Below are 25642 nucleotides of genomic sequence, written 5' to 3' on the forward strand. Positions count from 1 at the left end.
ACGCTGTAAACATATTTATTACTTTTTAAATAAAATGAAACGCTGGTTCGTTGTTGTAATACTCTTCGTGTATTCAAATGTCGCCCGCACGGTTATGGCGCAAACCGTTACGCTCGATTATTACTACAATAGGGAAACGCGTGTTGACAAGGCGGGGCAGCCCATGCGTTTTCATTATTTATGGACAGATACCACCAATACCGGTTTCTCTAAATGGGGGGCTATATTTACATCTAAGGGTGCAACATTGGGGGCTTTAGAGGAAGCACCAACGCTTTCCAACCTTAGAAGCACCGCGGTATATATTATTGTTGACCCCGATAATAAAAAGGAAAACCCGGCACCAAATTACATAAGCGATACCGATGCAGATAACATTTCCCAATGGGTAAAGGCAGGCGGTAAACTGGTGCTAATGGCTAATGATAGCGCTAATGTAGAGTTGCCGAAATTTAATATCCTTGCCCATAAATTTGGCCTCCATTTTAATAACGACGTGCAAAACCATGTTGTTGACGACACGCATTTTGATGATGGAACGGTATTCATCAGCAACAACCCGGTTTTTAAAACAGCTAAGAAAGCGTTCATGAAAGATGTGTGCAGTATTGCACTAACCGGTAATGCAAAGCCTGTATTAAAGGCAGATAATGGCGCCACTATTGCCGCAATTGTAAGGTACGGCAGGGGCTTGGTTTTTGCCGTTGGCGACCCCTGGTTGTACAACGAATACGTAAACGGACGGCTGCCCGCGGGCTTTGATAATGATAAGGCCGCTGCAGACCTTACAACATACATTTTATCTCACAAACAAACCAATAAACCAGTGTTAACTAAACCCCAAAAAACAATGATAAAGAAAAGCCAAAAAAGCCGGTGACATAAGTCGCTGTTGATGCCATACCCCGGCAGCCTGTAAAAAAATCAGATAATATCTTATTGCGAGCAAAAATTTGCGGTGAAATACCCGCAGGGGAATCCTTTTGCCAAAATTTTTGAAAACTTAATTCTTAGCATATAAATATGAAGAATAGACCTCTACAAAACACACTAAAAAAGTGCGCTGTTTTCACCACCATGTCCTTATTGGCAGTGGCCGGGAATACTTACGCGTACAGTAGCAAGGCCGGACCCACCTGGAAAGACCGGATGGCAAAGACAGCTGTAAAAAGCACACGCTTAGCCCAGGCGAAAATAACAGGTGCCGTTACCGACGAGCGTAACCTGCCATTGCCGGGCGTAAGCGTACGTATAAAAGGCACAACCATAGGCATTACAACAGATGCTAATGGTAAATATACCATTGAGGCAAATGAGGGTGCGGTGCTGGTATTTACGTTTATTGGTTACAACCCTAAAGAAGTAACAGTAGGCGCCGCTACCGAATATAACGTACAATTGTTACCAAACTCACGCGATTTAAGCGAGGTGGTTGTGATTGGCTACGGTACACGCGCTCAAAAAGATGTAACCGGGGCTATTACGAGTGTAAAGGCCGATAAATTTGAGAACGATAACCCAACCAGTGTTAACGATGTGTTGCGCGGCGCGGTCCCCGGCATCTCTGTAGGGCTAAATACATCTGCCAAAGGCGGCGGCGCGGGCGACCTGCAAATAAGGGGTAAGGCCAGCCTGTCGGGTAACGTATCGCCTTTAATTGTATTGGACGGGGTGATATTTTTTGGCGACCTTGCCGACATCAACCCAAATGATATTGACAGGGTAGATGTACTGCGCGACCCAAGCGCATTGGCCGTTTACGGTGCCCAGTCTGCAGGTGGTGTAGTTGCCATTACAACCAAAAAAGGTAAAACAGGCGGCCCTGTGGTTAGCTTAAACGCTAATACAGGTATTGCCCAGCTATTGCAAAACCAAAAATTTTACCAGGGCGAAGATTTTCTTCACTGGCGTTCTGATGTGCAGCGCAGCGCCAACTCAAGCAAGCCAGCCTATTTCTACAGCGATCCGCGTAACCTGCCCGCAGGTGTAACGTTAGACCAGTTTTTATCTGGCGCTACCGGCGACCCGGTTGATATTTACCTGCAACGCCTTGGCTTGTTCCCTAACGAGATAGCCAACTACAAGGCCGGTAAAGTTACCGATTGGTCTAAACTCATCTTCAGGAATGGCGTGCGCCAGGATTACACCGCCAGTTTATCAGGCAAAACGGATAGGGTTAGCTATTACTTTTCGGGTAACTTCACTAAAAACCAAAACCTTATACAAGGCGGCGACTACAATAACACGCGTTTCCGTGTAAACCTTGAAGGCAAGGCAGCCAAATTTTTAACCGTGGGCGTTAACGCCAACTATGCGGTGCGCGATGAAAGCCACTCCAGCAACCCGTTCAACCTGTCCGGCTTTGATTTAAACGAGGCCGACTGGGGGCAGATCATCAACTCATCGCCTTATGGTGATGTTTACAAACCCGATGGAACCCTAACCCGCATTGCTACAGATGATAGTGGTTTGAACCAGCGTAACCCATTTCTTGGTAACCGGTACAACAGTAACCTTTATACACAAAACGTGTTGTTTACAACGCTGTTTACCAGGGTCGATCTTCCGTTTGGGTTTAAATATACCTTGAACTTCTCGCCCCAATTCGAGTCGTACAAAAACTTCTTTGCCAGGCCGGGGGCAAACCCCAACGAGATACCTGTGAACGGACTTACAGGTACTGCCTACCGCTCTATGGAACAGCGTTACCGCTACAACCTGGATAACATATTAACCTGGAACAAAACCTTCGGTATCCACACATTCGACGCAACATTCCTGCTGAATAAAGAGAAATATCAAACATGGTATACCCGTACCAACAATTCGCAGTTTAGCCCAAGCGATGCCCTGGGTTACCATAACATTGGCGCGGGTACACTGCCCATTGTAAGCAGCGATGACCGCGTTTACAATGCCGACGCGTTAATGGGCCGTATCAATTACAACCTGTTGGGTAAGTATAACTTTACATTTACAGCCCGCAGGGATGGTTTCTCGCCGTTCGGTTTACAAAGGCCCCGCCAGAGCTATCAGGATGCCGCAGTAGCCTGGACATTCAGTGAGGAAAGTTTCTTTAAAACGGATTTCTTTAAATGGTTAAACTATGGTAAACTACGCTTTGGCTACGGCACCAACGGTAACCGCCTGGCGAGCGGCACGGCCGATCCAAGCCTTGCACTTGCTGTTATCAACGCCAACAAATACCCAACCGTTGGTCCGGATGGTACAGTGGTAAATAACAACACCATTTTCATAACATCGTTACAAAACAACGACCTTACCTGGGAGCGCACTACAGGCCCTAACTTAGGTTTAGATTTCGCTTTCCTTAATAACCGTATTAACGGTTCGATAGATGTTTACAACCGTAAAACAACCGGCCTTATTGTAAAACGCGAACTGCTGCAATTACAGGGCCTTGCAACATCAAACCTTTACACCAACATTGGCGAGGTTAATAACAAAGGTATTGAGGTTTTAATTGAAGGGAAGATCATCCAGAACCGTAACTTCAACTGGAGCGCTACGGGTACCTTTTACCTGAACCGTAACAAGATTAAACACCTTTACGGCGAGTACCAGACCAAAGATGCCAATGGTAACACAATCACCAGAGAGAATGACGACCGCGGTAACGGCTGGTTTGTAGGCCATGATATTGACGCCGTTTGGGATTACAAGATTCTGGGTGTATGGCAAACGCCGGAAGTTGACGAAGCCAAAAAGTATGGCGCAGTACCGGGCGATTTTAAATTGCAGGACATGAATGGCGACTTTAAGTTTACTAACGACGACAAAGTTTTCCTTGGCTCTACGGCGCCGCGCTTCAACTGGTCGTTACGTAACGATTTTAACTTCTTTAAGCATTTCGATTTTTCGTTCATGCTGGTATCAAGCATAGGCCAGTTAAAACAGTTTAACCAGGCAACCAATAACGCGGGCAGCGTGGGCTACGGCCGCATGAACTCGTACGTGTTGCCTTACTGGACTGCTGATAACCCCATAAATGATTATGCCCGATTAAATTCAGGCTCATCGGGTACTACCATTAACGTTTGGCGTAAAGCATCATTTTTAAGGTTGCAAACCGTATCGTTAGGTTACACGTTTGCCCCTGCTTTGATCAAACGTGTGGGAATGAGCAGTGCTAAAATATTTGTGAACGCCACCAACGCTGCCGTAATATCTGACTGGCCACTGTGGGACCCGCAAAACAACGGCCCAACCCCAAGATTTTTGGCCGCTGGTGTTAACGTCACTTTTTAAAGTATAAAGGAAAACAGAACATGAAAAAGATAAGTAGAAATATAATTACCGTATTTGCCGCTACTGCCATGCTTGCAGCCGGTGGATGTACCAAACGGAGCGACCTGTTCCCCGAGGCGCCGTCTAAATTTACACCGGGTAATACATTAACTAACCCGGGGGCATTCCGCGCCGCGCTGCTAAATTTAAACCTGAGTGTAAGGTTCGAATACTTTGGCGATTCGGCACCGATGCTTACCGAATCCATATTTACAGATGCTGCCGTAGAGGGTACAACAGATAAAACTACCCCCGCGCAGGACCTTAACATCCGCATAACCCCAACTGCTAACCTTAACAGCGACGACTTTAACAAGATTGGCCGCTACTGGCAGGTTTGGTGGCAGGGTGTGCACGATGCAAACGTTATCATCAGCAGGATAAATGATGTTACCTGGGCATCTGAGGATGACAAGAACAAAGTTTTGGCCGGGGCATACTTTCACCGTGCCTACAGGTATTACCGCCTTGTGCACGAGTTTGGTGATGTGCCTTTGATCCTGAAAGAAGAAACAACGGTAAACACCGCTTTTCAAAGTACACAGCGCATGGTTATCCTTAAAAAGATGAAGGCCGACCTCGATTTCGCGGTAACAAAGCTGGTTGATAACGGTAATAAAGGAGAACCATCAAAAGGTGCCGCTGCCCACTTGTTAACTAAAATTAACCTGGCCTTAGGTTTATTTGATGATGCCATTGCCTCGGCAAACATCGCCATAAACGGGCCGTATGCGTTAATGACTAACCGCTTTGGTATTGTAGCAAGCGATGCCAGCAAAAACGTGGTTTGGGATTTGCACCGCCCCGAGAATAAATCTATTGCCTCAAACACCGAGGCATTATACGTAGTGATAGACCGTGAGGCTTTGGAAGGTGCTACAAACCTTGGGTCGCAGGTTATGCGTAATTGTGTACCTATGTGGCATAATGGTACCATCTTAACCCCGGGCACGTTAAAGCCTGGCATATCAGATAAAATTACCGAGGAGTTCCCGCTTACCTTATGGTATGGCCGTGGTATTGGCCGCCTGCGTGGTACGCCTTATGCTACTAAATACATTTGGACAGATAATACCGATCTGCGACACGCCAAAGGTATGTGGGCCGATATGACCGACCTTGTTTATAACCAACCCGGCCTAAAAACAAGCGACCCTGCCTGGTACGGTAAAAACCTGCAACAATACACCGATGCAAACGTAAACCAGCGCTTCCTGAATGGCGCTAAGGATACCATACGCGCGTGGTTTGGCTGGCCGCATTACAAAGTGTTTATTGGCTCGGGCAAAACTGCCGTTGATAAATGGTGGAGCCCACCGCGCGGTACTAATACCGATTGGTACATTTTTCGCCTGGCCGAAACCTACTTATTACGTGCCGAAGCCTATTGGTGGAAAGGGCAAACAGCCTTGGCTATGGCCGATATTAATAAAGTACGTGCCCGTGCCAAAGCAGAGTTGCTTACAGATGACAGCAAGGTAAACATAGGCACTATACTTGACGAGCGCCAGCGTGAGCTTTATTGGGAAGAGCCACGTAAAACAGAGCTTACCCGTATCGCGTTCATCTTCGCGCAAACCGGCAAAGCGGCTTATAACGGTAAAACATACCAGGTGGGTACATTCTCTACAAATAACTTTTTTTACGACAGGATAATGGAGAAGAACGATTTCTACAAAAACCCGAACGTGGTAACCAACTCGGGCAACCATTACACTATTTCGCCTTACCACGTGTTGTGGCCTATACCGCAGTCGGAGATTGATTTGAATATCAACGGCCACATAAACCAAAACAAAGGTTACGCCGGGTCCGAAAATAACATACCGCCTTTAGATAAAATAGTTGAGTAAATAGTTAGTGTATTAATTTGAGTGGAACCGGGCCTGTAGTTATAGGCCCGGTTTAATTTTAACATCATATTGCCTGGGTTATGAATAAGATACTGATTGCTTTGCTAAGCCTGCTTGCAGTTCAATTAAGTTACGGTAAGGTTTATAAAGTAAAGTCGCCGGAAGAATTTAAAAGTGCCGCCGCTGCCGTTGCCCCTGGCGACGAGATAGTGATAGCGAACGGCAATTACAGTAATTGGGCGGTAACCATCAACTCCAATGGTACGGCAGACAAACCTATAATGATCCGGGCGGAGCGTAAGGACAAAGTAGTGTTTTCGGGCGAGGTACGCCAATCAGTATTTCATGTATCAGGAAGTTACATCCAACTCAAGGATCTGAAATTTGAGGACTGCCGGTTATTTAAGGGCCAGGGTAAAGATGTAGTGCTGATACAGCTGAACGCCAGTAAAAACTGCCGCGTTACCAATTGCTTTTTTACCAAAATTAGCGTTAACAGCCAGTTTATGCCAATAGTTGTTATCTCCGGCGATGGGGATAATAACAGGGTAGATCATAGCCGGTTCATCAGTAATAAAAACAATATGGATGTGCAGGTAAGGGTGGCAAAGGAAACTGTGCCGTTACACTCACTTGTAGACCATAATACCTTTATGGATAAGGACAGTGTTACCTGGAACGGCAACAATGGCGGCGAGTGCGTGCAAATAGGGCAGGATCCTATTTTGCTGGGCAACCGTTATGCTTATGCTACAGTGCGAGACAACCGTTTCATCCGCTGCAACGGCGAGCCGGAGGTGATCAGCAACAAGGCATCAGGTAATAAGTACACCAATAACTATTTTGAGGATTGCCACGGCGAACTGGTTATGCGCGGCGGCCACGAATGTATGGTTGATAGCAATCGGTTTAAAGGTGGTACGGGCGGCATCAGGGTAAACGGAACAGGGCATACCATTAGCAATAATAACTTTAAAAACCTGCCCATCGCCATCCGGCTGATGTATGGCATGGCTAAGGGTAAAACAGATACGGGTTTTTACATAGCAGCAAGTGATTGTGTTGTTAAAAACAACCACATAAACCATTGCGAAACCGGGATACTGTTGGGTGGAGCTAAAAATGCCGATTGGACAGGTAAATTTGATACTAAGCGTTACCCATCGCGCACGGTGCAGGATATTGCCCCACATAACAACGAGTTAATTAATAATGCCATAACCCATACTAAAAGCCCTGTTGTGCAGTAAATACCTGCAACAAATTGGCGTATATAATTTATTCAATAGCTGCTTTTTAAATAGAATAGCTATTTTTAACTATGGATAAATTTTGCCTGCGCTTATTCATTTGTATTTTATTTCTTTCTGTTTCGTCTTGTCCATCATGGGCACAAAGGCAGGCAGATCCATCCGAAAATATTATTAATAAAATTGACCTTTACGCGCTTAAAATGCAGGCGCCTGTATTATTTGTGCATTTTGACAAAGGCATTTACACCAATAACGAGGAGGCCTGGTTTACAGGCTACCTCATTAGCCAGGACACCGCGGAGGTAAGGAAGCACCGCATCATGTCGGTATCGCTTATCAATAACGATGATAGTAAGATAGCCGCGCAAGCCAATTTTATAATGGATGGCGGTGTAAGCTTCGGTAACATGTACATACCCGATACCGTTGCCGCGGGCAACTACCATTTTGTAGTTTATACCGACAGGCTTGCCAATGGCAAACCCGGGGCAATGTTTAAGCAATCTGTCACCATTAAAACTCTGCGCGAGCCGGCTTTCAACCTGTCGTTAAAATTGGTAGATAGCTCTCAAACCCCGCCGGGCAAGATCAATACTCTGCTTACGGCTAAGGCAAAGGATATTCCGCTGTTAGAGGCGCCTGTACGTTACAAAATTGGCAGGGCTAAAAAAGAAGTTGCCCTTTCAACAGGCAAAACGGGTGTAACCGGCGAACATCTGCTTTCTATAGACAAGCAGCTTGTGTCGCCCCAAAACAATGTATTAAGCGCCGAGGTTGGCTTGGGGAAGCAAAAGGAAACCATTAGCCTGGTGCTGCCTTCGCGTAAAGGCCGGTTATCGGTTAAGTTTTATCCCGAAGGCGGTAGCTTAATTGCGGGTAAACCCTCTAAAATTGGGTGGGAAGTTAAAGGCCCGGGTAACGAACCATTAAAGATGCGGGGCGTAGTATTGCGAAACGGAATGCCCGTTGATACCATTGAGACCGATAGCTATGGGATGGGTATATTTACATTAACACCCAAAAAAGATGCCTTGTACCAGGTTAAAATAAGCAGCAAAGGTTTAATTGATACGATGTGTGCTTTACCAAAAGCTTTGGCCAAAGGTGTTACTATTAACGTAGCAGATGGCATAACCACCGGTGAGGTAAATATAAAATTACAAAGTAACGGCATCCGTACGGTGAGGATACTGGTACACAATTACCGCGAGATACTGTCATCTCTGGAAGCCGAGATCCCGGCCAAAGGTTTGTCGGCCCAAATCCCAACCTTAGATATGCCCCGCGGTTTAACTACTATAACGGTATTAGACAGCCTGGATAATCCGCTTGCCGAACGGGTGTTTTTTGCGCATTATGATAAAAGGCCGGATTTTGAGGTTACGGTTGATCAAAAAGAATTTGCTACCCGCCAAAAAGTAAAGCTAAACCTTAAGCTTGGGAATAACGCAGGCAACCTTGTTAACGGTTATGTATCTGTTGCCTGTGTGCAGGATAACCGTTTAAGTTATAAGCATGTTAATAACATCGAGAGCTATTATTACCTCACCAGCCAGCTGCAACCCATGCCGTTAAAAAACAATTTGCTTGGAAACGATGCCGGGGATAAAGATTATTTGAATAAGGTGTTGCTGATAAAAGGCTGGAGCCGCTATACCTGGCCCGATATGATAAAAACTGAGGCCGGGGATACCTTAAAAACCTACAGTAATGTTGCCTATTATGGTGATGTTACCTTCTCGAACAACCCGCTCAAGAAGCCAATTCAATTAAGCGCTATAGCAGATACCGTAGCGCAGATAATAAATACAGATAATACCGGGCATTTTGTGATGAACCCATACAGCATGGTTACCCCGGCCGATAAAAAAATGACCATGTTCATTAATGCCAAGGCTAAAACCGACCCATATGTGATCCATTTTAATAATCCGTTCGAAGGCATGAGCCAGCGCATGGCAGATACCATGAGCTTTTATACAGCGGCTGTAGGTTTGCATAGCAACGACGAACTTGTACTGAAAGATAATGGTAAACCAAGGCAATTAAAGGAGGTTAAAATTAAGGCGACAAAAGATAACCAGCTATTTGCAAGTTTACCACAGTATAAAAGCGAGACCGACTTTACCAGAAACGAATGCGGCGATTGGAAATGCCATAATAATATACTTAACTGTGGTAACCATCCCGGCGATAACGGCCTATACCCTTTAAAAAAGGGCGATAATGTATTAGCTTTTAGGAACGGAAAGTATGTTTCAATAATATACCGTGGGTGTGTAATATTTAAGCCAAAAGAATATACCAGCATGTTGCAGATGAAAGGCATTTATGCCCACAAAGAGTTTTATGTGGTAGATTTTGACGCTAATAAAAATAACCCGCCCGAATATCAGTCTACTATTTTTTGGAAACACAATGTGCCCGTAAGTTCTAACGGTGAAACCAATCTGTCGTTCTTTACCGATGATGTTACCGGTCCGTTCAGGGTAATTGTACAAGGGGTAACAGATAATGATGTAATTTATGGCGAGCAAACATTTAGTGTAAAAAAAGCCCAGCCTTAAATATCAGGCCTCATCAGGGATAAAGGGTATGGGTTGCGACCTGTCAAATGGCACATACACGCGTCGCCAGGGTTCTTCATCAATCAGTTTCCATTTATGGGCTGTACCGGTAGTATCCATAGCTATCAGGATCTCGCCGGGTTTAAGGATAAATGTTTCGCCGGGGGCGGTCTCAAATTCTAATGTGCCCGATAAGGTTATCACATACTGGTCGGCAGGGGCGTTATGCCAGTCGTAAAAAGAGTGCGGGGGCGACTCCTGGAACCTGATGGCCGACGCCTGGTTAAAAACACCTTCGGCTAAAGTACCGGTTTGGATATGCGAGTGGCCATCGTTGCCGGTGTAAAGTTTATAAGCTTTTATCATGATGATTTGGCGGCTAAGCTAAAAATTTGTACGAAATGGCGTGTAATAGCAAAACCATCTTTCTCTAAACATGTTAAACTAACATGAACAATTTTTTTAGAGGAATTATAGCGGCCTGGGGTGCCAAGAAACTGGGCGGTGGCTGCCTTTCAACCATTGTGATATTTATTGTTATTTACACATTGCTGGGCAAATGTAATAACGAGCCGGCGCGTGCAGCTACTATAAACAAACCTGTTAAAGTTGCCGTTTGCCGGTAATTTTAACGCAAAGGGCGATATTTAATACTATTTATGTTAACATGCTCCGTCAATAGTTAGATGTGGCATAGTTTACATGTTGCTTATAAAGCAGCGTCTAAAGCCTGCTTAAAATCTTCTAACAAATCTTCGCGGTCTTCTATCCCTACCGAAAGGCGGATCATTCCTTCGGGGATGCCCATTTCGGCACGTTTTTCGCGCCCAAGTTCAAAAAATATAGTTTGCGCTACTGGTATGGCAAGTGTGCGGGTATCACCCAAGTTACTGCTTTTTATGACCACCTGCAGGCGGTTTAAAAACGCGAAAATATCTACACCGTCTTTTAAAGCGAAACTCATTAAACCACCATGGTATCTGAATAACTGTTTGGATAATTGATGCTGCGGATGGTCCTTCAAGCCGGGGTAATACACCTTATCAACCAATGGGTGGTTTTGTAGGTATTCGGCAAGGGCGCCGGCGTTTCCGCAGGCACGCTCCAGCCTTAAGGCCAGTGTTTCCGCACCAACAGATATGCTGTGCGCCGCTTCAGGGGCAAGGGTACCGCCGCCATCGCGCAGGCCGCGTTTACGGATCTGCGTAATGCCCTGCATATCGGGCTTTATCTGCTCGCGAATAATAGGGGCAATGCCGGGGTAATTAGCCCAGTTGTAAAGCCCGGTATCGGTAACACTGCCGCCAAGCGCGTTGCCATGGCCGCCAATGTATTTGGTTAATGAATTGATGACCAAAGATGCCTTAACCGTAACCGGTTGAAAGATGTATGGCGAGGTCATGGTGTTATCCACTACATAAATGTAGCCCTTTTCGGCGCACAATTCGCCAATGTTGGCCAGGTCGGCAATTTGTGTGGCCGGGTTAGCAATGGTTTCTACCATCACCATGCAGGTATTAGCCTTGCACGCGGCTTTCACCTCATCTACCGACGTGGCATCCACAAAAGAAATATCTAAACCAACCTCAGTAAACGTTTGCAGCACGCTGCGGGTATTGCCAAACAGATAGCTGCTTGCCACAATGTGGCTGCCCTTTTTCACCAAGGCAAAAACCGTAGCCATTATAGCCGCCATACCGGTAGAAAAACTTACCGATGCTATACCACCTTCCATCATGGTGATCTTGCTTTCTAATGCGGCTGTAGTAGGGTTGCCTTGGCGTGAGTAAGCAAAACCTTTGGCCTTATTCTGAAACACATCCACAAGGCCCTGTACATCATCAAAACCCCAGGTTACCGCGGTATGTATTGGCTGGTGCAATGCGCCAAACTCCGGTTTGCGAAGGCGATCGGCATGTAACAGGGTGGTTGTAAATCCTTTTTGTTTTGTCATGATGGGCGTAAAAAGATAATATTTCGCAATTATAGCCATCTGAGCTATAAAAACCAAAGCTAACTCGTTCTATCTAAGTAGCAGGGGGGGCTAAAATTCAAATATCACCCCAAGGGTAGGTAAAACGTTGCCACCCCTGTTGTCTAAAATTTTTGATTTAAAGCGTGATGGGTCGCCGGTTGCATCCTGTATGTTGCCGTTCACGTCGCGGTCTGGTACCAGGTATCCCTGCAACTGGTATTGGTTATAAGTTAGGTTTTGTATATCCAGGTAAACATTTAGTGTAAACTTGCGGAAGGGATACTTTTTATCAACCCGGACATCCAGTTGGTAAAAATCTTTCAGGCGCTGAGTATTTAGCTGTTGCCAGTTAGGGATGCCTTGCGGAAAGATAGCATAGTTACTTTTAAGGGTTGATGAGCTTATGTCATACGGTGTGTAAGGGCCGCCGCCGGTGTACCTTAATTTTGCGCCAACCTCCCAGTTGCGCTTAAACACTTTACCGCCGGTAACACTTAATATATAACGGTTATTCCACGACGATTGAACGTATTCGCCCTTCTTGTCCTGGAACTCGCTACGGAATAGGGTAAGCGAAATTATGCCGTAAAAACCTTTGTTAAGGCGCTGTTGCGCAAAAAACTCCACGCCATAACTACGGCCTTTTGTAGAGCCAACCACCTGCTGATTGCCAACCACACCAAAATCGGCGCCTAAATTAGCCAGGGGGATGCTATCGCCCAGCACGCGTACAAGTGGGTAGTCTTTATAAAATTTATAAAAGCCCTCAATGGTAAAGCGTGTATTTTTCAAGGTGTTGTATTCCAGGCCAAGCACCAGTTGTTTGTTAGAAATATAGCTTACATTTTTATTTGCGGCTATACCATTTACATCCCTATAGCCCAAAACCGTATAGGCAGGCAGCTGGTAGTAAATACCGGTATTAAAGTTAACGCTAAGCTTATCGGTTAAGTTATAAGATGCCGAAAAGCGCGGCGAAAGCGTTTTCGACAGATCGTTCATCCTGTCCGAAAATGTGTTAGCGTCGACGCGGATGCCAAAAGAAAGGTTTAATTTATCTTCCAGGTAGGCACGGCTTAGCTGCCCAAACAGGCTGTATTTAAAAAAGCTGATGTTTGATGTATAAATGTTGCTGCCAAACGGCAGCAAATTATAAGTGTTTGTTTTATACTGTGCCGATTCGGCGCCTGCGCCGAAGTTTATACGATAGCCATTGGTGCTGCTTACATTCTCAAACCTAAACTTATTCTCAGTTTCCTGCGATGTATAATCGAGCGTTTTGGTGCCGGCTTCGTTATTGTCCTGGTATTTAATAGCATTATTATCTAAAAAATCGCGGCTTAGTACCAAAAGGCTGTACCCGTTATTGCGGAAGTGTTTATAAGTGGCCCCAACCGTATAGTTGTTTTGGCTATTGACCGGGATGTTGGCAAGGGTGTACTGATTTAATTCGGTTTTTTTTGCGTCAAAATTAAGTTTGAAGCGGTCTATCGCGCCTAAACCTAAAATAGTTAATTCGTTTTTCTGGTTGAATTTTGTTTTTAGTTTAAACTGAAAATCCTGGTACGAGGGCAGGAAAGGCAACCCTATAAGCTTAAACAAACCCTGCAAATACGAGTAACGGTACGATGATATAAATGTGGTTTTTTTACCAAGCGGCCCGGCAAGCGAAGCGGCAAGGTCGCTGGAGCCCAGTGTTACAGTAGCATTGGTACGGTCGGTAGGTCCGTCCTTTTGCTTAAACTCAAACACCGAACCTAGCGCGTTGCCACGGTTAGCGGGGAAAGCGCCCGAATAAAAGTCAACCTCGTTGATAAAATCTACATTTATTAAACCGACAGGCCCGCCCGATGAGCCTTGTGTTGCAAAGTGATTGATGTTGGGGATCTCTACACCATCTATGTAAAAGCGGTTTTCGTTAGGGGCGCCACCGCGAATGATGATATCGTTACGGAAGCTTACAGGTGATGACACGCCCGGCAACGATTGTATAACCTTACTAATATCGCGGTTGCCGCCGGGGTTGCGCTTAATTTCGGTAGAACCAATGGTACGCAGCGATAGGGGGCTTTCCAGTGTTTTATAAAATCTTGCCGCCGATATTTTTACCTCGCCAAGGGTTTGGGCATCGTCATCTAATGATACGTCTGCGATAGATATTTTCGCGTTGGTTACCTGTATATCATATAATGTTTTTGGGCGATAACCAATTAAGGATACTTGTAAAGTATAATAGCCCGGCTTGAGGTTATTTAACTGGTAAATTCCCGTGCTGTCTGTAACGGTACCTTTATCGGTACCAACTATAACAATACTTGCAGCGCCAAGCGGGCTGTTACTAAGCATTGCTGTTATTTTGCCACGTACTGTACCCGTTTGGCAAAATGCCGTGTACGGGCTAATTAATAATAAAATAAACAGGATCTTTTTCATTCAGGTTACTCAAAGGTGACATTTTTTGATTAAAATATGGCATCCTCAAACTCGTTTTTATAACGTAGTTTGGTGGGCTTTAAAGGCAGCCTTACAGGCTTATGAAAGGAATTATTAACTTTGCGGCAAACTATACCTGCCTCTATGAAAAAGTTGTTGCTGCTTATACCTGTGTTATTTATGCTTGCCTGTAAGCAAAACCCTGCCGATACGGTTGAAGGTAAAAAACTGAATAAACTTGCGCAGCAATATGTAACACTTGGCCTTACTATAGGCCAGTACGATAGCGATTTTGTAGACGCATACTACGGCCCCGATTCGCTTAAACCAAAAGAAATTACTGATAAAACATTCCCACGGGATAGCATCCTGGCCAATATTAACGAGTTGATGAACAATATCAAGCTGGTTGCAGATGCTTCCAAGGTCGACTCAAATAAGATCCGTGCTAACTGGATGTATAACCAGTTGATCGCCTTTGGCCGTAGAGTTAGGATATATGGTGGAGAATACCGCTCCTTCGACGAAGAATCGCGCGAGTTGTTTGGTGTTGCCGCACCTGCCTACGCCGAAGAGTTTTTTAAGGCCGATATTGATAAGCTTGACAACATGTTGCCCGGTAAAGGTAACGTTAACGACAGGTTTCAGAAACTGGCTAACAAATTTATCATCCCTAAAGATAAACTGGACGCGGTGATGAAAGCCGCCATTGCCGAAGCCCGCAAACGCACTCTTGCACATTATAAACTGCCTGCGGGCGAAAATTTTGCACTTGAGTTTGTTACCGATAAACCCTGGAATGGCTATAACTGGTACAAAGGAAAATACCAAAGCGTGGTGCAGATAAACACCGACCTGAAGATCTTTATAGATCGTGCCATTGACGTGGGCAGCCACGAAAGCTACCCCGGCCACCATGTTTATAATATGCTGCTGGAAAAAAACCTGTACCATGACAGGGGATGGGTGGAGATCTCGCTTTATCCGCTGTTTAGTCCGCAATCTCTTATTGCTGAGGGCAGCGCCAACTTTGGGATAGAAATGGCTTTCCCGGGGGATGAGAAGGTAAAATTCGCCAAAAACGTATTGCTGCCATTGGCCGGTTTAGACACAACCGGTATCGATATGTACTTTAAAGCCCTTGCCATAAAAGGCCGTTTAAATTACGCCCGTAACGAGGCCGCACGCGGATTGATAAACGATACCATGAGCGAAAGCAAAGCACGCAGCTACTTGAGAAAATACTGTTTGATGAATGATGAGACTGCCGATAAATCTATCAGCTTTATTAAAAAGTACCGCAGCTACGTTATCAACTACAATTATGGCCAGGATCTGGTTAAAGGCTACATGGAACGCAACGGCGGCAATACTAAAGACCCCGCTAAGCGTTGGGAATTGTTTGGCCATTTGCTGAGTAATCCGGTTAACCCGGCGGATCTGGTGAAGAAATAGTATACGCTAAAAATCGCCGCTTGAACCACCGCCACCACCCGAGCCACCGCCAAAACGTTCGGTAGGGTGGTTTTGTGCATTTGGTAAATGCGAGGTTGCCTGGCCTACTATTAAACCTTCGATATTTAGCTTATCGAAATTACTGTGAACTTCGGGCTCAGCATAAGTAATTCCGTTGGGGCGCTTTTTCAAGTATTGGATCACGGTGTATGATGCCGCCAATAATATCGCCCCGGCGAGGGTAAGCGCCACTTCGATAGGCATAAGGTGGTAATAATTGCGGAATGTTGCTACCGCTGCCACGGCCGCTAATAATCCCAACCGCAAAAACATACTGCTTTTTTTACGGATGCCGATTAACACATACAGCACCGGCACCAGCATGGTCCAAATCCAAAAGATAAATCCCAGCGGTATAGTGGTGTGCGAATCGTCAAGGTTGTTGAGCATATTGTTAAGGCGGTTCACTACAAAATAATTGCCGGCGGCGTAAAGCGTTATCAGGCTGATGATCTTCGCGAAATCGATACAATTTTCGTAGTTGATATTGCGGATGTCTTTCCCTAACCTGTTCATCAAATAAAACAAGCCACCTGCGGCTACCATTATCATAAAGGGCATTGTTGCTAAACCTACCGAACCCACTTTGCCATAGGTAAAATACACAAACGCGAAGAAAGAGATACAGGCAGCCAGGGCCGTAATAACATCTGCGAAACGAACGGTAAGGTACACACACATCATGCAGATGAAGGCCGCGCAGATGGATGCCTCAGCAAATGTGAGGTTCATTTTCGAAATCGTCCAAATAAACCCGCCGCCAAACAAAGTAGCCGAAACATAAAGTAAAGCATTGTCGGGCCCGGAGTGGAGGTAGCGGTTGTTTTTTACAAGGTGTTCCAGCACCACGTAGCATATTACGCCCAGTACCATCGGGTAAGCAGGGGTATCAATAATACGTGCCTCAGCGGCAAAAAGGCTTAATAGCCCTCCGGAAAATAAAAGTATGATGAGTGTTAGAATAAAAAGTCCGACACGTATCACCAATCTTGGCAGGTAAAAATAAAAGGCATACGCGGCGCGGATCTTCGCGAACTCTTCGGGTGTAATGCTGCCTTCGCGCATATCGGTTTGTACCTGCTCTGCCACCTGCTTATTGTGCAGCCATTCTTTGTTATAAATGATCATCGGCTTTTATTTGGCGGTTAGCATGAATTATTAAATATACCAGGGCTACAGCTGAAAAGATGAAGAGTAAAAGAAGCAACTCGAAAACGCCTTCGTTACTATCAAAACCCGTGACAAATTTTACCATCAGGCAACAAAAGGCAAAATAACCGTACAGGATGCTCAGTAATACAAAATAGAAAGAGTGTTCTTTAAAGCCATCAAAGTAAACGTAAACGGCCAGGCCAAGCGCGGCTAACAACCATAGATATGCATAACCGGTATTATTATATTCAAAAAATCCCGCTAGCAGGGCTATAAAAGTTACGTGTACGCCATAGTGGTGATAACTAAATTTAAAATGCTTTTTAATTTTAAGAAGCCCGCTTAAATAACCGGCTGCAAGCAGTAATAGCCCGAACAGAACATAAGTAAAAATGATATCTTTATTGTTAAACGTGTCGTAAGCCAGCAGCGTTTTTGGTGTTACTGATACGCCCATCCACAAGCCTAAACTCGCTATGGCCATGCTTAGGATACCCAGATGGTCGAAATAATAAGCAATAAAGAACAGCGCCACAGTTGGGATGAAGGTAGCCATGCCATAATTGGTGCCAAACACATTGTATTTAAATTGCAGGTAACCCAAAAACGTAACCATGCTAATGCTGCCCAGCAGCAAAATATAATCGAACCCGGTATTGGGTGCTTTAACCTTACCGGTGCTGAATAGGGGCCTGTTTTTAAAACAGTAAGTAAAACAACCTATGGATATCAGCGCTATAAAAGCCAGTATTACCTGATGACCAATGGTATCGATGTTTTTATACACCAGCGTACCCAACCCGCCGGAGAGCAGCATAACACCGAGGTAAAGCAATGTCTTCAATTCCCAATGAACCGAAAAAAGACGATTAGTATGAGCCTGTTTTACCTTCTCAAACGATTCGTCGCTGATAAGGCCATCAGCGTGCAGTTTATTATAGATATTTTGTTCCAATATGTAATTTGTGAGGCTTATGGCTTATAAAGGTAGCAAACTAAACTGTGCAGGCAACAAAAAAGGGGCCTGACAAATTAATTTGCCAGGCCCCTCACACTCACTTAAACAAAAAGTTATTGCAGCTTTATTTCTACGCGGCGGTTTAGCGCGCGGCCCGCTTCAGTCGCGTTAGATTCTATTGGTTTGCTTTCGCCCCAGCCTTTTACAACAAGGTTATCGCCGCTTACGCCGGTGTTAACCAGGTAAGTTTTTACCGCGTTGGCACGCTCAACAGATAGCGCCATGTTATGCTCATCGGTACCCTCGGCAGATGAATTTCCGTTTAATACAAACTTTTTAGACGGGTCTTTCTTCATTTCAGAAGCAGCCTTATCCAGTGCAGGGTATGCATCAGTTTTTAGGATGCCCGAGTTAAATTCAAACTGGATATTTTTAAAATTATAGTCGGGTTTTTCAACCGGTGCAGGTGGCGGTGTTGGTGCCGGAGGCGCAGGTGCCGGTGGTGGCGGAGGCGCGGGTTTTGTTTCTGCTACAGGTTCCGGTGCTTTAACAATTGGCTTTTTTGCCTTACATGCCGGTAACACGGCTATGGCAGTTACAATTAAAATGGGTAAAGAAAATGTCCTTAAAAACTTCATGTTTTGTTGGTTTGATAAGTATAAAAAACGTTTTCGGCAGGCCGATATTGTAAATGTAGAATTTATGGTCACAGTACCGAACGAAAATTTAGCATTAAAAATTTGCAGTTTATTTATTTAGTGTGCAAAGAAAGCAGCACATCGTACAAGGAAAATCATATAGCCATTTATTGTTGCGATGGCCAATAATACCCTTAATAAAGGGCGGTTTTCCCCTGTTATACATTGCGGACTTTACGTTCTTTTACATTTAATATTAACCGCATCTTTTAAAATGAACTTACGCGAAAACAGGCATATCACAATAACTAACAGCAAGGGTGGCTTTTTAATCCCTACGCGCAGCCTGATAGAAAAAAACGACAATGCCCTTAAGGTTAAATTTATTTTTGACAGAACTTTAAGGGTGCCCGATTTTGAATACGTTATTGCCGATAACGAAAAGGGCTATATACGGATGGTGACCTCAAAGGGGATCGAATTTAACACAGGCGCTTTGTTTGATCAGTTGTTTGATTGGTACGATGACATTATTAAAAATTAGGTAAGCGTAAATTTGCTATAGCCCTATCCTGGAGTTTAGCCATAATTACTACCATACATATGGCGCCGATCATGGCATATAACATATCAGACTGGGTATCCCAAATATATCCCTGTGTGCCGAGGAACGAATCGCCGGATTGGCCGGATAAGATAGACACAAGCCACTCTAAAAACTCGTAAAGAACGCTTATGGTAGTACAAACGCAGACAGTTAAAAACGCCATCCAGTTTCTTTTTTGGATTACTCCAAAGCGGATAAATAATTCGCGCGTTATCATTGCCGGTACAAAGCCTTGTGTAAAATGGCCCACTTTGTCGTAATTATTACGAGCCTGATGAAAAAAGTCGCGGACCCAGTTAAAGACCGGTACTTCTGCGTATGTGTAATGCCCGCCAATGAACAGCACATAACAATGCAACAATATAAACACATACGTTAGGTAGCTAAATTGAAAACGCTTAAAGGTTAATGCCAGTATCATAAAACCGAGTATGGCCGGGAATACTTCCAGCGCCCAGGTAAAATAATCGTGGGGATTTATGGCAGAAACGATAAGGCCTGTAAAGAAGAGTGTTATTAGCAGTACATGTTTATTCATACACTAATTTGCCGTTAATTTTATATAATAATACATAGTAGCATGATATTGATTATATTAGGGGTTAAATGAAGATGTTAAAATTATTGGTTTTCGTATTGCTATTAACATGGCTGTTTTCGGCTTGTAAAAAAGATAGTGTTAATTATGACGGTTTTACCCCTAATTTGCCTACTGCCGGCAATGGTGGGACCGAATCTGGAAGTGGGAACGGGAACGTAGGGTCGGCAGAGTATTATTTTAAGGCCAAAATCAATAATATCCAGGTAACCTGGGCAGTTGATGATCAGCGCAGCCATTGGGCCGAAGGCATTAGCAACGCTACTTCAATTGACAATGATATTATTACAGGTTCATACGGAGGGTCGATATCCAGCGCCGAGGTTTTTATGGTAAATGAGCCGCGTATCACATTTTTTTTTAAAACTTTTCACTTTGTAGGTTTTGACGATAGGGTACTGGCTTTTGAAAACTTTGTAAAAACCGGGCCGCAGGTTTTTGCAGCAAACGGCAACCTTGATATTGGGAAAAAAGAGGTTTTTGTACAATACATTGATAAAAACAAGGTGGAATATAGCACAGCGGGTTTCCAAACAAACAGCTTTTTTAATGTAGAATCTGTAACAATTGTGCCTGCGCAACCCGGTTTACCCGAGAAGTTAAAAATAAAGCTTAAAATACAATGTACCTTATACCCTACAAGCGGAACGGGCAACACAATGCAATTAACCGATGGGGAAGCGGTAATTTACATCAAGCTGGATTAAATTTCAGGTGTCTTTCGGTGGAAATAAGTTAATGATTGCCAGACCGGCTCTTTTGTTGACTTGTGTGCCCGGAACGAGATTCGAACTCGTACATCCTTACGAATGCCACCCCCTCAAGATGGTGCGTCTACCAATTTCGCCACCCGGGCATTTATCAAATACAAAGTCTTAAGTTAAAAGTTATGACCTGGCGGCTTTAACTTCAAACTTAAGACTTAAATGGATGTGCCCGAAGAGAGACTCGAACTCTCAAGAGACAATTCTCAACGGCTTCTGAGACCGCAACGTTTACCAATTTCGCCATCCGGGCATTTACAAGGTTGCAAATATAATTGTTTTACGTAACGGGGCTAAAATAAATGAAAAAATATACTATGTATTTGTAATGACGGGGGCAAAGGGTAACTTCGGTTGCCATACATGTGGTAATACAATAAAAGCGATAATGAAGATAAACACCATTCTTATATCAGTTTTCACACTTTTTTGTTCGGCCTTGAATGCCCAAACAATAACACCTATTACCTCCAATATTAATGCCGGGTTCCGCGGGCTTTCTGTATTGGATGACCGGGTTGCCTGGGTTAGTGGTACCAAAGGCACAGTTGGTATTACAACCGATGGCGGGCTTAATTGGAAATGGCAGCAGGTGAAAGGTTTTGAGAAGGCTGATTTTAGAGATATAGAAGCCTTTTCTGATAAAGAAGCTGTAATAATTGCATCCGGCTCGCCGGCCTATATCTTGAAAACATCCGATGGTGGGTTGCACTGGGAAACCAAATTTGAAAAGACTGACACTGCCTATTTTTTAGATGCTATGGACTTTGCCGATGCAAAGCACGGGTTTGTTTTGGGCGATCCTATAAACGGTAAATTTTTGCTATTAGAAACCTTAGATGGTGGAGACAGTTGGAACCCGGTTAAAAACGCCCCGCCCGCGCTAAAAGATGAAGCCGCATTCGCGGCAAGCGGCACCTGCCTCCGCAGCGAGGGCTTCCTGGCTATTGTTACGGGTGGCAGTAACAGCCGGATGTTAATGTCGCCAATGGAAGATATGGTTTGGGTTGATAAAGGCCTTCCACTTACTAATGGAACGCCCAGTCGTGGGGCTTTTTCTATAGCATTTGGCAAACACCAAACTATAATAGTAGGAGGAAATTATGCAAAAGATAAACTCCCCGATTCTGTAGCTTATGTGATACCCGGAGCCAAAGCGAAGTTTAAAAGCAACACCCCCGTTATTGGCCCTGCAGGTTACCAATCATGCGTGGAGTATATCAAAGGCAATAAATTCCTGTCAACAGGTACACCGGGCACTAACCTTACTATCGATGGCGGCAAAACATGGGTTAAGGTTGATAATACAAGTTATAACGTTTGCCGCAAGGCAAAACGCGGAAACCTCATTTTATTGGCAGGTGATCATGGTAAACTCGGAATTTTTAAATTTTAAAATTTTGTGTTTTAGGCACTTATTGCAAACTTTACAATTTATTAAAATTAGGCTTGCACGGTATATCTAATAATCCTATATTTGCACCACTTTAAACGGAAACGGTAACACTACTGAAAAAGTTAAAAGGATGATTCCGTAGCTCAGCTGGTAGAGCATAACACTTTTAATGTTGGGGTCCTGGGTTCGAGTCCCAGCGGGATCACAAAGCCTTCGCGAAAAGCGAAGGCTTTTTTCGTTTATACAATTCTGGTAATGTAGTTCATAGTTATAACATCAGTAGGCTAACTCGCTGGCTTAAATTTATACTTATAGTACCATTCTACCACCGTTACGCCATCACTCCAGGTTAATTTGCCGTCTGCTGCAATTTGAGCGATCAATACAGATAAATTATGAAGAAATACACTTCTTATATCCTTATCCATCTTTTGCAGGGTATTTATAGCGCATTTGGTAATTTCTTCGGGATCGGAAAGGTTACCGCACTCATTAGCGAGTTTTAAATTGATTAAGATACCCGGTAGCTCTGATCTTAGCATTTTTTTAATTTTATCATCGGTATCACCGGGGATTATAGCGGTTAGTACATCGGCTAATGGTGAGTCTATAAATTTTTTTACACTTTCCGTCACCATAACGGCTACCTGCACAGCCATTTTAATTTCAGAGGGAAATTTACTGAACAGCGATTGTATGGCGCCCCATATGTTTTTGAGGAATGATTTGATACTCATGTTTTAATGTTTAGCAGGTTTAATTTGTTCCATTTCGCGCTGCAGTACCGCAACTTGGCTTTCAAGAACTTTAAGGCGGATCTCGTTTACGCGGTTCTGAGATTGCTGGTCGAGCTTTACTTCGTTGATGTCACCCTTGAGTTGAAAGTAGGAAGTCATTACCGAGGTTACAATGCTGGCAGTACTAATAATAGTGACTACGATATTTTTGATTGTTATGCCTTTTAACTGGCGGTGTTCTATAGATGTCATTGGGTTAGGAATAATACGCGCTCCTGCTCGCGCCGTTGGGTAAGGGTTTTAGAAACTACCTTTTTACCTGTTAATGGATCGGTTATTTTGTTCCAAACAAGAAACTGTTCGGCGGCGGCGGTGTAATTGCCCGCGTTGAGTTTCTTAAACAGGGTGGACGATTTAACAGCACCGGTACCCACATTATAAATAAAGGACACCAATGCATCGAATTGATTTTGTGATAAGTGTACGGTAATGCCTTTATTAACCGCATTTATGTAAATGGTTAAAGTGCTTTTTAACAAAGCTTCGGCTTCGGATTCATTAGTTAATTTATCACCTTTTTTAACTGCCCTGCCATCAGCATATTTTGTTGAGCCATAGCCGATGGTCCACACGCCGGCTATATCTTTATAGGCGTAAAGCCTTAGGCCTTCAAAATTTTTGATAAGGGCAATACCGCGTTTACTTAGTGTCATCATGAGCTTGTATGTTTAAAGGTTGGTATTGTTTAACCGCGAATTGAGATATAATGGTGATGGTACTGCCTACTGATATTAGAACAGTGGTTATTTTAGGTGGTATACCATTAACCTGGGTTAGCGAAGTGCCCAAGCCGGCCAGGCTTATGCCGAAAATTTGCGCGCGTATAAAAAACATTGGCGTAGCACTGCGCAAGCGCTGCCATAGCGAGTAGTTGGGTTGCATAGGAAAATTATTAGTAATGAAAGAAGACTATATAAGTGAAGTAGTTTAACTTTTATTATAAGGCTATAAGAAAATAAATCATCTTTGTTGATAGTTGTATATTATGATAATTGGATGGGATTAATCAGATTCTTGTTGGCTTGTTTTGTCGTAATATTCCACGCCTCGCCATATTGGCGCTTCCTGCCGATGCCTGGTGATTTGTCTGTACAGTGCTTCTATATAATCTCTGGCTTTTATATGGCTCTTATACTTAATGAAAAATATACTGGTCGTAAGTCAACCTGGACTTTTTATTCCAACAGAGTGCTAAAAATTTATCCTATATACTTTGTATTACTCCTTGTCCTCGTTGCATGGGCAGCACTTGTACGTTACAAAAGTTATCCAGGGACATTTGATTTTTATTCGGAATATTGGCCACTACCGCTTACAACATTACTTTACCTGCTTTTTGTAAACTTGTTTTTAATGGGAATTGATACGGTGTTCTACTTAGGTATAAATCCAAATGGCACATTATACTTTACTAAGAACATTAACTTAAACCAACCTTATGTAGTTCAGTTCGCTTTCAACCCATACGCGTGGACAATCGGCGTAGAATTGCTGTTTTATCTGATTGCTCCACTAATTGTTCGGAAAAAAATTTGGGTACCGCTACTACTAATTGCACTAAGCCTTTTCACCCGTATATACCTCGCATCAATAGGCTTAAACTTTTCGCCTTGGAACTATATGTTCTTCCCAAACCAACTAATGTTTTTCATGGGGGGTGTCATATCATACCATCTTTACAGAGCTTTTAAGCAAAATCCTCCGTCTAAGTGGCGATCTGTAATGGTTTTTCTACTGTTTATAATGATTATAACTTTTTATAGCCAAATACCTGGGAATGCTTATTATAAACAAGCCCTGCTATTTTGCTTTGAAGTAGCGGCGATACCATACGCATTTATTTTAACAAAGGGCGTAAAAGCCGATAGGTATATTGGAAACCTATCGTTTCCTATTTACCTATCGCAGGCGTTGGTTTTAAAAATTGTGGTAGCAAAATCCTTTCCTAAAATAATCAGCCATGGTTTTACTACACTTGCTATAACAATCGGTTTAAGCATACTCTTACACCATTTCATCGCCCAGCCTATAGAAAGGTACCGACAAAGGCGCATTGCCTCTTAAAAAGGCTTTAAACTATAGGTTGGTGATACTGGATTGGTATCGGCATCAGTTGCTATAGCGTGGCGATTTTTATTACTGTAGTCTCTAATGCCAACCTGCATGTTCGAGCCATCTTGTTCAGATGAAAAATCTAAACTTTCAAACTTTTCGAACGTATACCAAGACTCTAAACTTTCAGTAACACAAGGATTATTCCCTAATCCACTATTGAAATTGGCTTCTACTTGATCTTTCCTTAATGCTGAGGAATAGTACCTAAATTCATCAATGGCCTGAATGTCATTTCTAAAATTTAAATGCACATCAGTTGGATAATATGGAGTTAATTGACCCGGCGCCACAGACCGAAACACACCATTAAAATAGGTGCTACAATTTCCTTCAGCATCAACAGCCCAAACGCAATGCTGCTTGCTACCATCAAACGTAATGTCAACACCTCCACGATAAGAACTTTCTGTTGTACGTAAACCCAGCCCCGAATTAATCGAAAGCTCATGGTCATAAATGGGCGCAGTACCTTTTCTCATAGAAAACCAAACCCAATAAAGCCCGTTGGTCGGGCCTACATTACACCTTACCCAAAACTCAACTGAAAAAGGTATTTTTTGAATAAAAGTGCCGTCGCTCATTCTCGGAATTGAGAGCGTTCCACTATTTAGAAATATCCCATTTCCAAACCCAAACGGGGCTGGCAATGCCCTGTTAAAGCCTATTCCTTTTTGCCCTCTTATTTTGGGGTTTAATCCATTTCTTGATGCCAT

General features: G+C 43.7%; 23 protein-coding genes and 3 tRNA genes. 12 read left to right on the top strand and 14 right to left on the bottom strand.

The window, feature by feature from the left end; genetic code table 11:
- Positions 1-34 precede the first annotated feature (34 nt).
- From ACFQZI_RS09965 to ACFQZI_RS09985, 5 genes are all read left to right on the top strand, one after another.
- Positions 35-880 (top strand): hypothetical protein, encoded by an 846-nt coding sequence (locus tag ACFQZI_RS09965; protein ID WP_377141951.1) that lies wholly within the window; start codon positions 35-37, stop codon positions 878-880.
- Between the two features lie 143 nt (positions 881-1023).
- On the top strand, positions 1024-4269 hold the full coding sequence (locus ACFQZI_RS09970) for a SusC/RagA family TonB-linked outer membrane protein (protein ID WP_377141953.1): 3246 nt from the start codon (positions 1024-1026) through the stop codon (positions 4267-4269).
- 20 nt (positions 4270-4289) lie between these two features.
- The gene (locus tag ACFQZI_RS09975; protein ID WP_377141957.1) at positions 4290-6161 is read left to right on the top strand and encodes a RagB/SusD family nutrient uptake outer membrane protein; all 1872 of its coding nucleotides are present in this window, start codon (positions 4290-4292) and stop codon (positions 6159-6161) included.
- An 80-nt stretch (positions 6162-6241) separates the two neighbouring features.
- Positions 6242-7411: a polysaccharide lyase 6 family protein gene (locus ACFQZI_RS09980; protein ID WP_377141963.1), complete on the top strand. Its 1170-nt coding sequence runs from the start codon at positions 6242-6244 to the stop codon at positions 7409-7411.
- 71 nt (positions 7412-7482) lie between these two features.
- The gene (locus tag ACFQZI_RS09985; RefSeq protein WP_377141965.1) at positions 7483-9981 is read left to right on the top strand and encodes a hypothetical protein; all 2499 of its coding nucleotides are present in this window, start codon (positions 7483-7485) and stop codon (positions 9979-9981) included.
- Between the two features lie 3 nt (positions 9982-9984).
- On the opposite strand, the gene ACFQZI_RS09990 is transcribed toward ACFQZI_RS09985, so the two are convergent.
- On the bottom strand, positions 9985-10347 hold the full coding sequence (locus ACFQZI_RS09990; protein WP_377141967.1) for a hypothetical protein: 363 nt from the start codon (positions 10345-10347) through the stop codon (positions 9985-9987).
- 83 nt (positions 10348-10430) lie between these two features.
- On the opposite strand from ACFQZI_RS09990, the gene ACFQZI_RS09995 reads away from it, so the two are divergent.
- Positions 10431-10607, top strand: a complete 177-nt coding sequence (locus ACFQZI_RS09995) for a hypothetical protein (protein ID WP_377141970.1) — start codon at positions 10431-10433, stop codon at positions 10605-10607.
- Positions 10608-10690: 83 nt separating this feature from the next.
- Here the strand turns inward: ACFQZI_RS09995 and ACFQZI_RS10000 are convergent, their stop codons facing one another.
- The gene (locus ACFQZI_RS10000; protein ID WP_377141972.1) at positions 10691-11935 is read right to left on the bottom strand and encodes a cystathionine gamma-synthase family protein; all 1245 of its coding nucleotides are present in this window, start codon (positions 11933-11935) and stop codon (positions 10691-10693) included.
- A gap of 90 nt (positions 11936-12025) precedes the next feature.
- The gene (locus ACFQZI_RS10005; RefSeq protein WP_377141975.1) at positions 12026-14389 is read right to left on the bottom strand and encodes a TonB-dependent receptor; all 2364 of its coding nucleotides are present in this window, start codon (positions 14387-14389) and stop codon (positions 12026-12028) included.
- Between the two features lie 144 nt (positions 14390-14533).
- Here ACFQZI_RS10005 and ACFQZI_RS10010 point away from each other — a divergent pair, with 144 nt between their 5' ends.
- Positions 14534-15844, top strand: a complete 1311-nt coding sequence (locus ACFQZI_RS10010) for a hypothetical protein (protein ID WP_377141978.1) — start codon at positions 14534-14536, stop codon at positions 15842-15844.
- A gap of 6 nt (positions 15845-15850) precedes the next feature.
- Here ACFQZI_RS10010 and ACFQZI_RS10015 read toward each other — a convergent pair whose 3' ends face one another.
- From ACFQZI_RS10015 to ACFQZI_RS10025, 3 genes are all read right to left on the bottom strand, one after another.
- The gene (locus ACFQZI_RS10015; protein WP_377141981.1) at positions 15851-17032 is read right to left on the bottom strand and encodes a hypothetical protein; all 1182 of its coding nucleotides are present in this window, start codon (positions 17030-17032) and stop codon (positions 15851-15853) included.
- Positions 17019-18011 carry a DUF2157 domain-containing protein gene (locus tag ACFQZI_RS10020; protein WP_377141984.1) on the bottom strand — a complete coding sequence of 331 codons (993 nt, stop codon included), beginning with the start codon at positions 18009-18011 and terminating at the stop codon, positions 17019-17021. Before ACFQZI_RS10020 ends, ACFQZI_RS10015 begins: the two co-directional genes overlap by 14 nt.
- A 116-nt stretch (positions 18012-18127) precedes the next feature.
- Positions 18128-18652 carry an OmpA family protein gene (locus ACFQZI_RS10025; RefSeq protein ID WP_377141987.1) on the bottom strand — a complete coding sequence of 175 codons (525 nt, stop codon included), beginning with the start codon at positions 18650-18652 and terminating at the stop codon, positions 18128-18130.
- 274 nt (positions 18653-18926) lie between these two features.
- Between ACFQZI_RS10025 and ACFQZI_RS10030 the strand changes: the two genes are divergently transcribed.
- Positions 18927-19196, top strand: a complete 270-nt coding sequence (locus ACFQZI_RS10030) for a hypothetical protein (protein WP_377141990.1) — start codon at positions 18927-18929, stop codon at positions 19194-19196.
- Here ACFQZI_RS10030 and ACFQZI_RS10035 read toward each other — a convergent pair.
- A complete protein-coding gene (locus tag ACFQZI_RS10035; protein ID WP_377141992.1) occupies positions 19186-19797 on the bottom strand; it encodes a DUF2238 domain-containing protein in 612 nt (203 codons plus the stop codon). The two genes, ACFQZI_RS10030 and ACFQZI_RS10035, sit on opposite strands and share 11 nt — an antisense overlap.
- A gap of 68 nt (positions 19798-19865) precedes the next feature.
- Here ACFQZI_RS10035 and ACFQZI_RS10040 point away from each other — a divergent pair, with 68 nt between their 5' ends.
- Positions 19866-20564: a hypothetical protein gene (locus ACFQZI_RS10040; protein WP_377141995.1), complete on the top strand. Its 699-nt coding sequence runs from the start codon at positions 19866-19868 to the stop codon at positions 20562-20564.
- Between the two features lie 65 nt (positions 20565-20629).
- Here ACFQZI_RS10040 and ACFQZI_RS10045 read toward each other — a convergent pair.
- Positions 20630-20713: transfer RNA gene (locus ACFQZI_RS10045), tRNA-Leu, on the bottom strand.
- A 77-nt stretch (positions 20714-20790) separates the two neighbouring features.
- Positions 20791-20874: transfer RNA gene (locus ACFQZI_RS10050), tRNA-Leu, on the bottom strand.
- A 135-nt stretch (positions 20875-21009) separates the two neighbouring features.
- Between ACFQZI_RS10050 and ACFQZI_RS10055 the strand changes: the two genes are divergently transcribed.
- Both ACFQZI_RS10055 and ACFQZI_RS10060 read left to right on the top strand, forming a co-directional pair.
- Entirely contained in the window at positions 21010-22017 is a 1008-nt protein-coding gene (locus ACFQZI_RS10055; RefSeq protein ID WP_377141998.1) for a WD40/YVTN/BNR-like repeat-containing protein, read from the top strand.
- Positions 22018-22149: 132 nt separating this feature from the next.
- Positions 22150-22222 (top strand) — tRNA-Lys (locus tag ACFQZI_RS10060).
- Positions 22223-22301: 79 nt separating this feature from the next.
- Here ACFQZI_RS10060 and ACFQZI_RS10065 read toward each other — a convergent pair.
- The 4 genes from ACFQZI_RS10065 to ACFQZI_RS10080 are packed head-to-tail and all read right to left on the bottom strand — an operon-like array spanning position 22302 to position 23696.
- Positions 22302-22754: a hypothetical protein gene (locus ACFQZI_RS10065; RefSeq protein ID WP_377142001.1), complete on the bottom strand. Its 453-nt coding sequence runs from the start codon at positions 22752-22754 to the stop codon at positions 22302-22304.
- A gap of 3 nt (positions 22755-22757) precedes the next feature.
- Positions 22758-23006 carry a hypothetical protein gene (locus ACFQZI_RS10070; protein WP_377142004.1) on the bottom strand — a complete coding sequence of 83 codons (249 nt, stop codon included), beginning with the start codon at positions 23004-23006 and terminating at the stop codon, positions 22758-22760.
- Positions 23003-23470 (bottom strand): lysozyme, encoded by a 468-nt coding sequence (locus ACFQZI_RS10075; RefSeq protein ID WP_377142007.1) that lies wholly within the window; start codon positions 23468-23470, stop codon positions 23003-23005. The genes ACFQZI_RS10070 and ACFQZI_RS10075 overlap by 4 nt, the downstream gene beginning before the upstream one ends.
- On the bottom strand, positions 23454-23696 hold the full coding sequence (locus ACFQZI_RS10080; RefSeq protein WP_377142010.1) for a hypothetical protein: 243 nt from the start codon (positions 23694-23696) through the stop codon (positions 23454-23456). The genes ACFQZI_RS10075 and ACFQZI_RS10080 overlap by 17 nt, the downstream gene beginning before the upstream one ends.
- 114 nt (positions 23697-23810) lie before the next feature.
- Between ACFQZI_RS10080 and ACFQZI_RS10085 the strand changes: the two genes are divergently transcribed.
- A complete protein-coding gene (locus ACFQZI_RS10085) occupies positions 23811-24878 on the top strand; it encodes an acyltransferase family protein (protein ID WP_377142013.1) in 1068 nt (355 codons plus the stop codon).
- Here the strand turns inward: ACFQZI_RS10085 and ACFQZI_RS10090 are convergent.
- Positions 24875-25642 (bottom strand): hypothetical protein, encoded by a 768-nt coding sequence (locus ACFQZI_RS10090; RefSeq protein ID WP_377142015.1) that lies wholly within the window; start codon positions 25640-25642, stop codon positions 24875-24877. The two genes, ACFQZI_RS10085 and ACFQZI_RS10090, sit on opposite strands and share 4 nt — an antisense overlap.

Source organism: Mucilaginibacter lutimaris (assembly GCF_042676625.1).
Lineage (GTDB): Bacteria > Bacteroidota > Bacteroidia > Sphingobacteriales > Sphingobacteriaceae > Mucilaginibacter > Mucilaginibacter lutimaris.

What these genes read in the sequence shown, in the direction of transcription:
- ACFQZI_RS09965 (WP_377141951.1), top strand. Translation starts at nt 35, where the DNA reads ATGAAACGCTGGTTCGTTGTTGTAATACTCTTCGTGTATTCAAATGTC.
- ACFQZI_RS09970 (WP_377141953.1), top strand. Translation starts at nt 1,024, where the DNA reads ATGAAGAATAGACCTCTACAAAACACACTAAAAAAGTGCGCTGTTTTC.
- ACFQZI_RS09975 (WP_377141957.1), top strand. Translation starts at nt 4,290, where the DNA reads ATGAAAAAGATAAGTAGAAATATAATTACCGTATTTGCCGCTACTGCC.
- ACFQZI_RS09980 (WP_377141963.1), top strand. Translation starts at nt 6,242, where the DNA reads ATGAATAAGATACTGATTGCTTTGCTAAGCCTGCTTGCAGTTCAATTA.
- ACFQZI_RS09985 (WP_377141965.1), top strand. Translation starts at nt 7,483, where the DNA reads ATGGATAAATTTTGCCTGCGCTTATTCATTTGTATTTTATTTCTTTCT.
- ACFQZI_RS09990 (WP_377141967.1), bottom strand. Translation starts at nt 10,347, where the DNA reads ATGATAAAAGCTTATAAACTTTACACCGGCAACGATGGCCACTCGCAT.
- ACFQZI_RS09995 (WP_377141970.1), top strand. Translation starts at nt 10,431, where the DNA reads ATGAACAATTTTTTTAGAGGAATTATAGCGGCCTGGGGTGCCAAGAAA.
- ACFQZI_RS10000 (WP_377141972.1), bottom strand. Translation starts at nt 11,935, where the DNA reads ATGACAAAACAAAAAGGATTTACAACCACCCTGTTACATGCCGATCGC.
- ACFQZI_RS10005 (WP_377141975.1), bottom strand. Translation starts at nt 14,389, where the DNA reads ATGAAAAAGATCCTGTTTATTTTATTATTAATTAGCCCGTACACGGCA.
- ACFQZI_RS10010 (WP_377141978.1), top strand. Translation starts at nt 14,534, where the DNA reads ATGAAAAAGTTGTTGCTGCTTATACCTGTGTTATTTATGCTTGCCTGT.
- ACFQZI_RS10015 (WP_377141981.1), bottom strand. Translation starts at nt 17,032, where the DNA reads ATGATCATTTATAACAAAGAATGGCTGCACAATAAGCAGGTGGCAGAG.
- ACFQZI_RS10025 (WP_377141987.1), bottom strand. Translation starts at nt 18,652, where the DNA reads ATGAAGTTTTTAAGGACATTTTCTTTACCCATTTTAATTGTAACTGCC.
- ACFQZI_RS10030 (WP_377141990.1), top strand. Translation starts at nt 18,927, where the DNA reads ATGAACTTACGCGAAAACAGGCATATCACAATAACTAACAGCAAGGGT.
- ACFQZI_RS10035 (WP_377141992.1), bottom strand. Translation starts at nt 19,797, where the DNA reads ATGAATAAACATGTACTGCTAATAACACTCTTCTTTACAGGCCTTATC.
- ACFQZI_RS10040 (WP_377141995.1), top strand. Translation starts at nt 19,866, where the DNA reads ATGAAGATGTTAAAATTATTGGTTTTCGTATTGCTATTAACATGGCTG.
- ACFQZI_RS10055 (WP_377141998.1), top strand. Translation starts at nt 21,010, where the DNA reads ATGAAGATAAACACCATTCTTATATCAGTTTTCACACTTTTTTGTTCG.
- ACFQZI_RS10065 (WP_377142001.1), bottom strand. Translation starts at nt 22,754, where the DNA reads ATGAGTATCAAATCATTCCTCAAAAACATATGGGGCGCCATACAATCG.
- ACFQZI_RS10070 (WP_377142004.1), bottom strand. Translation starts at nt 23,006, where the DNA reads ATGACATCTATAGAACACCGCCAGTTAAAAGGCATAACAATCAAAAAT.
- ACFQZI_RS10075 (WP_377142007.1), bottom strand. Translation starts at nt 23,470, where the DNA reads ATGATGACACTAAGTAAACGCGGTATTGCCCTTATCAAAAATTTTGAA.
- ACFQZI_RS10080 (WP_377142010.1), bottom strand. Translation starts at nt 23,696, where the DNA reads ATGCAACCCAACTACTCGCTATGGCAGCGCTTGCGCAGTGCTACGCCA.
- ACFQZI_RS10085 (WP_377142013.1), top strand. Translation starts at nt 23,811, where the DNA reads ATGGGATTAATCAGATTCTTGTTGGCTTGTTTTGTCGTAATATTCCAC.
- ACFQZI_RS10090 (WP_377142015.1), bottom strand. Translation starts at nt 25,642, where the DNA reads ATGGCATCAAGAAATGGATTAAACCCCAAAATAAGAGGGCAAAAAGGA.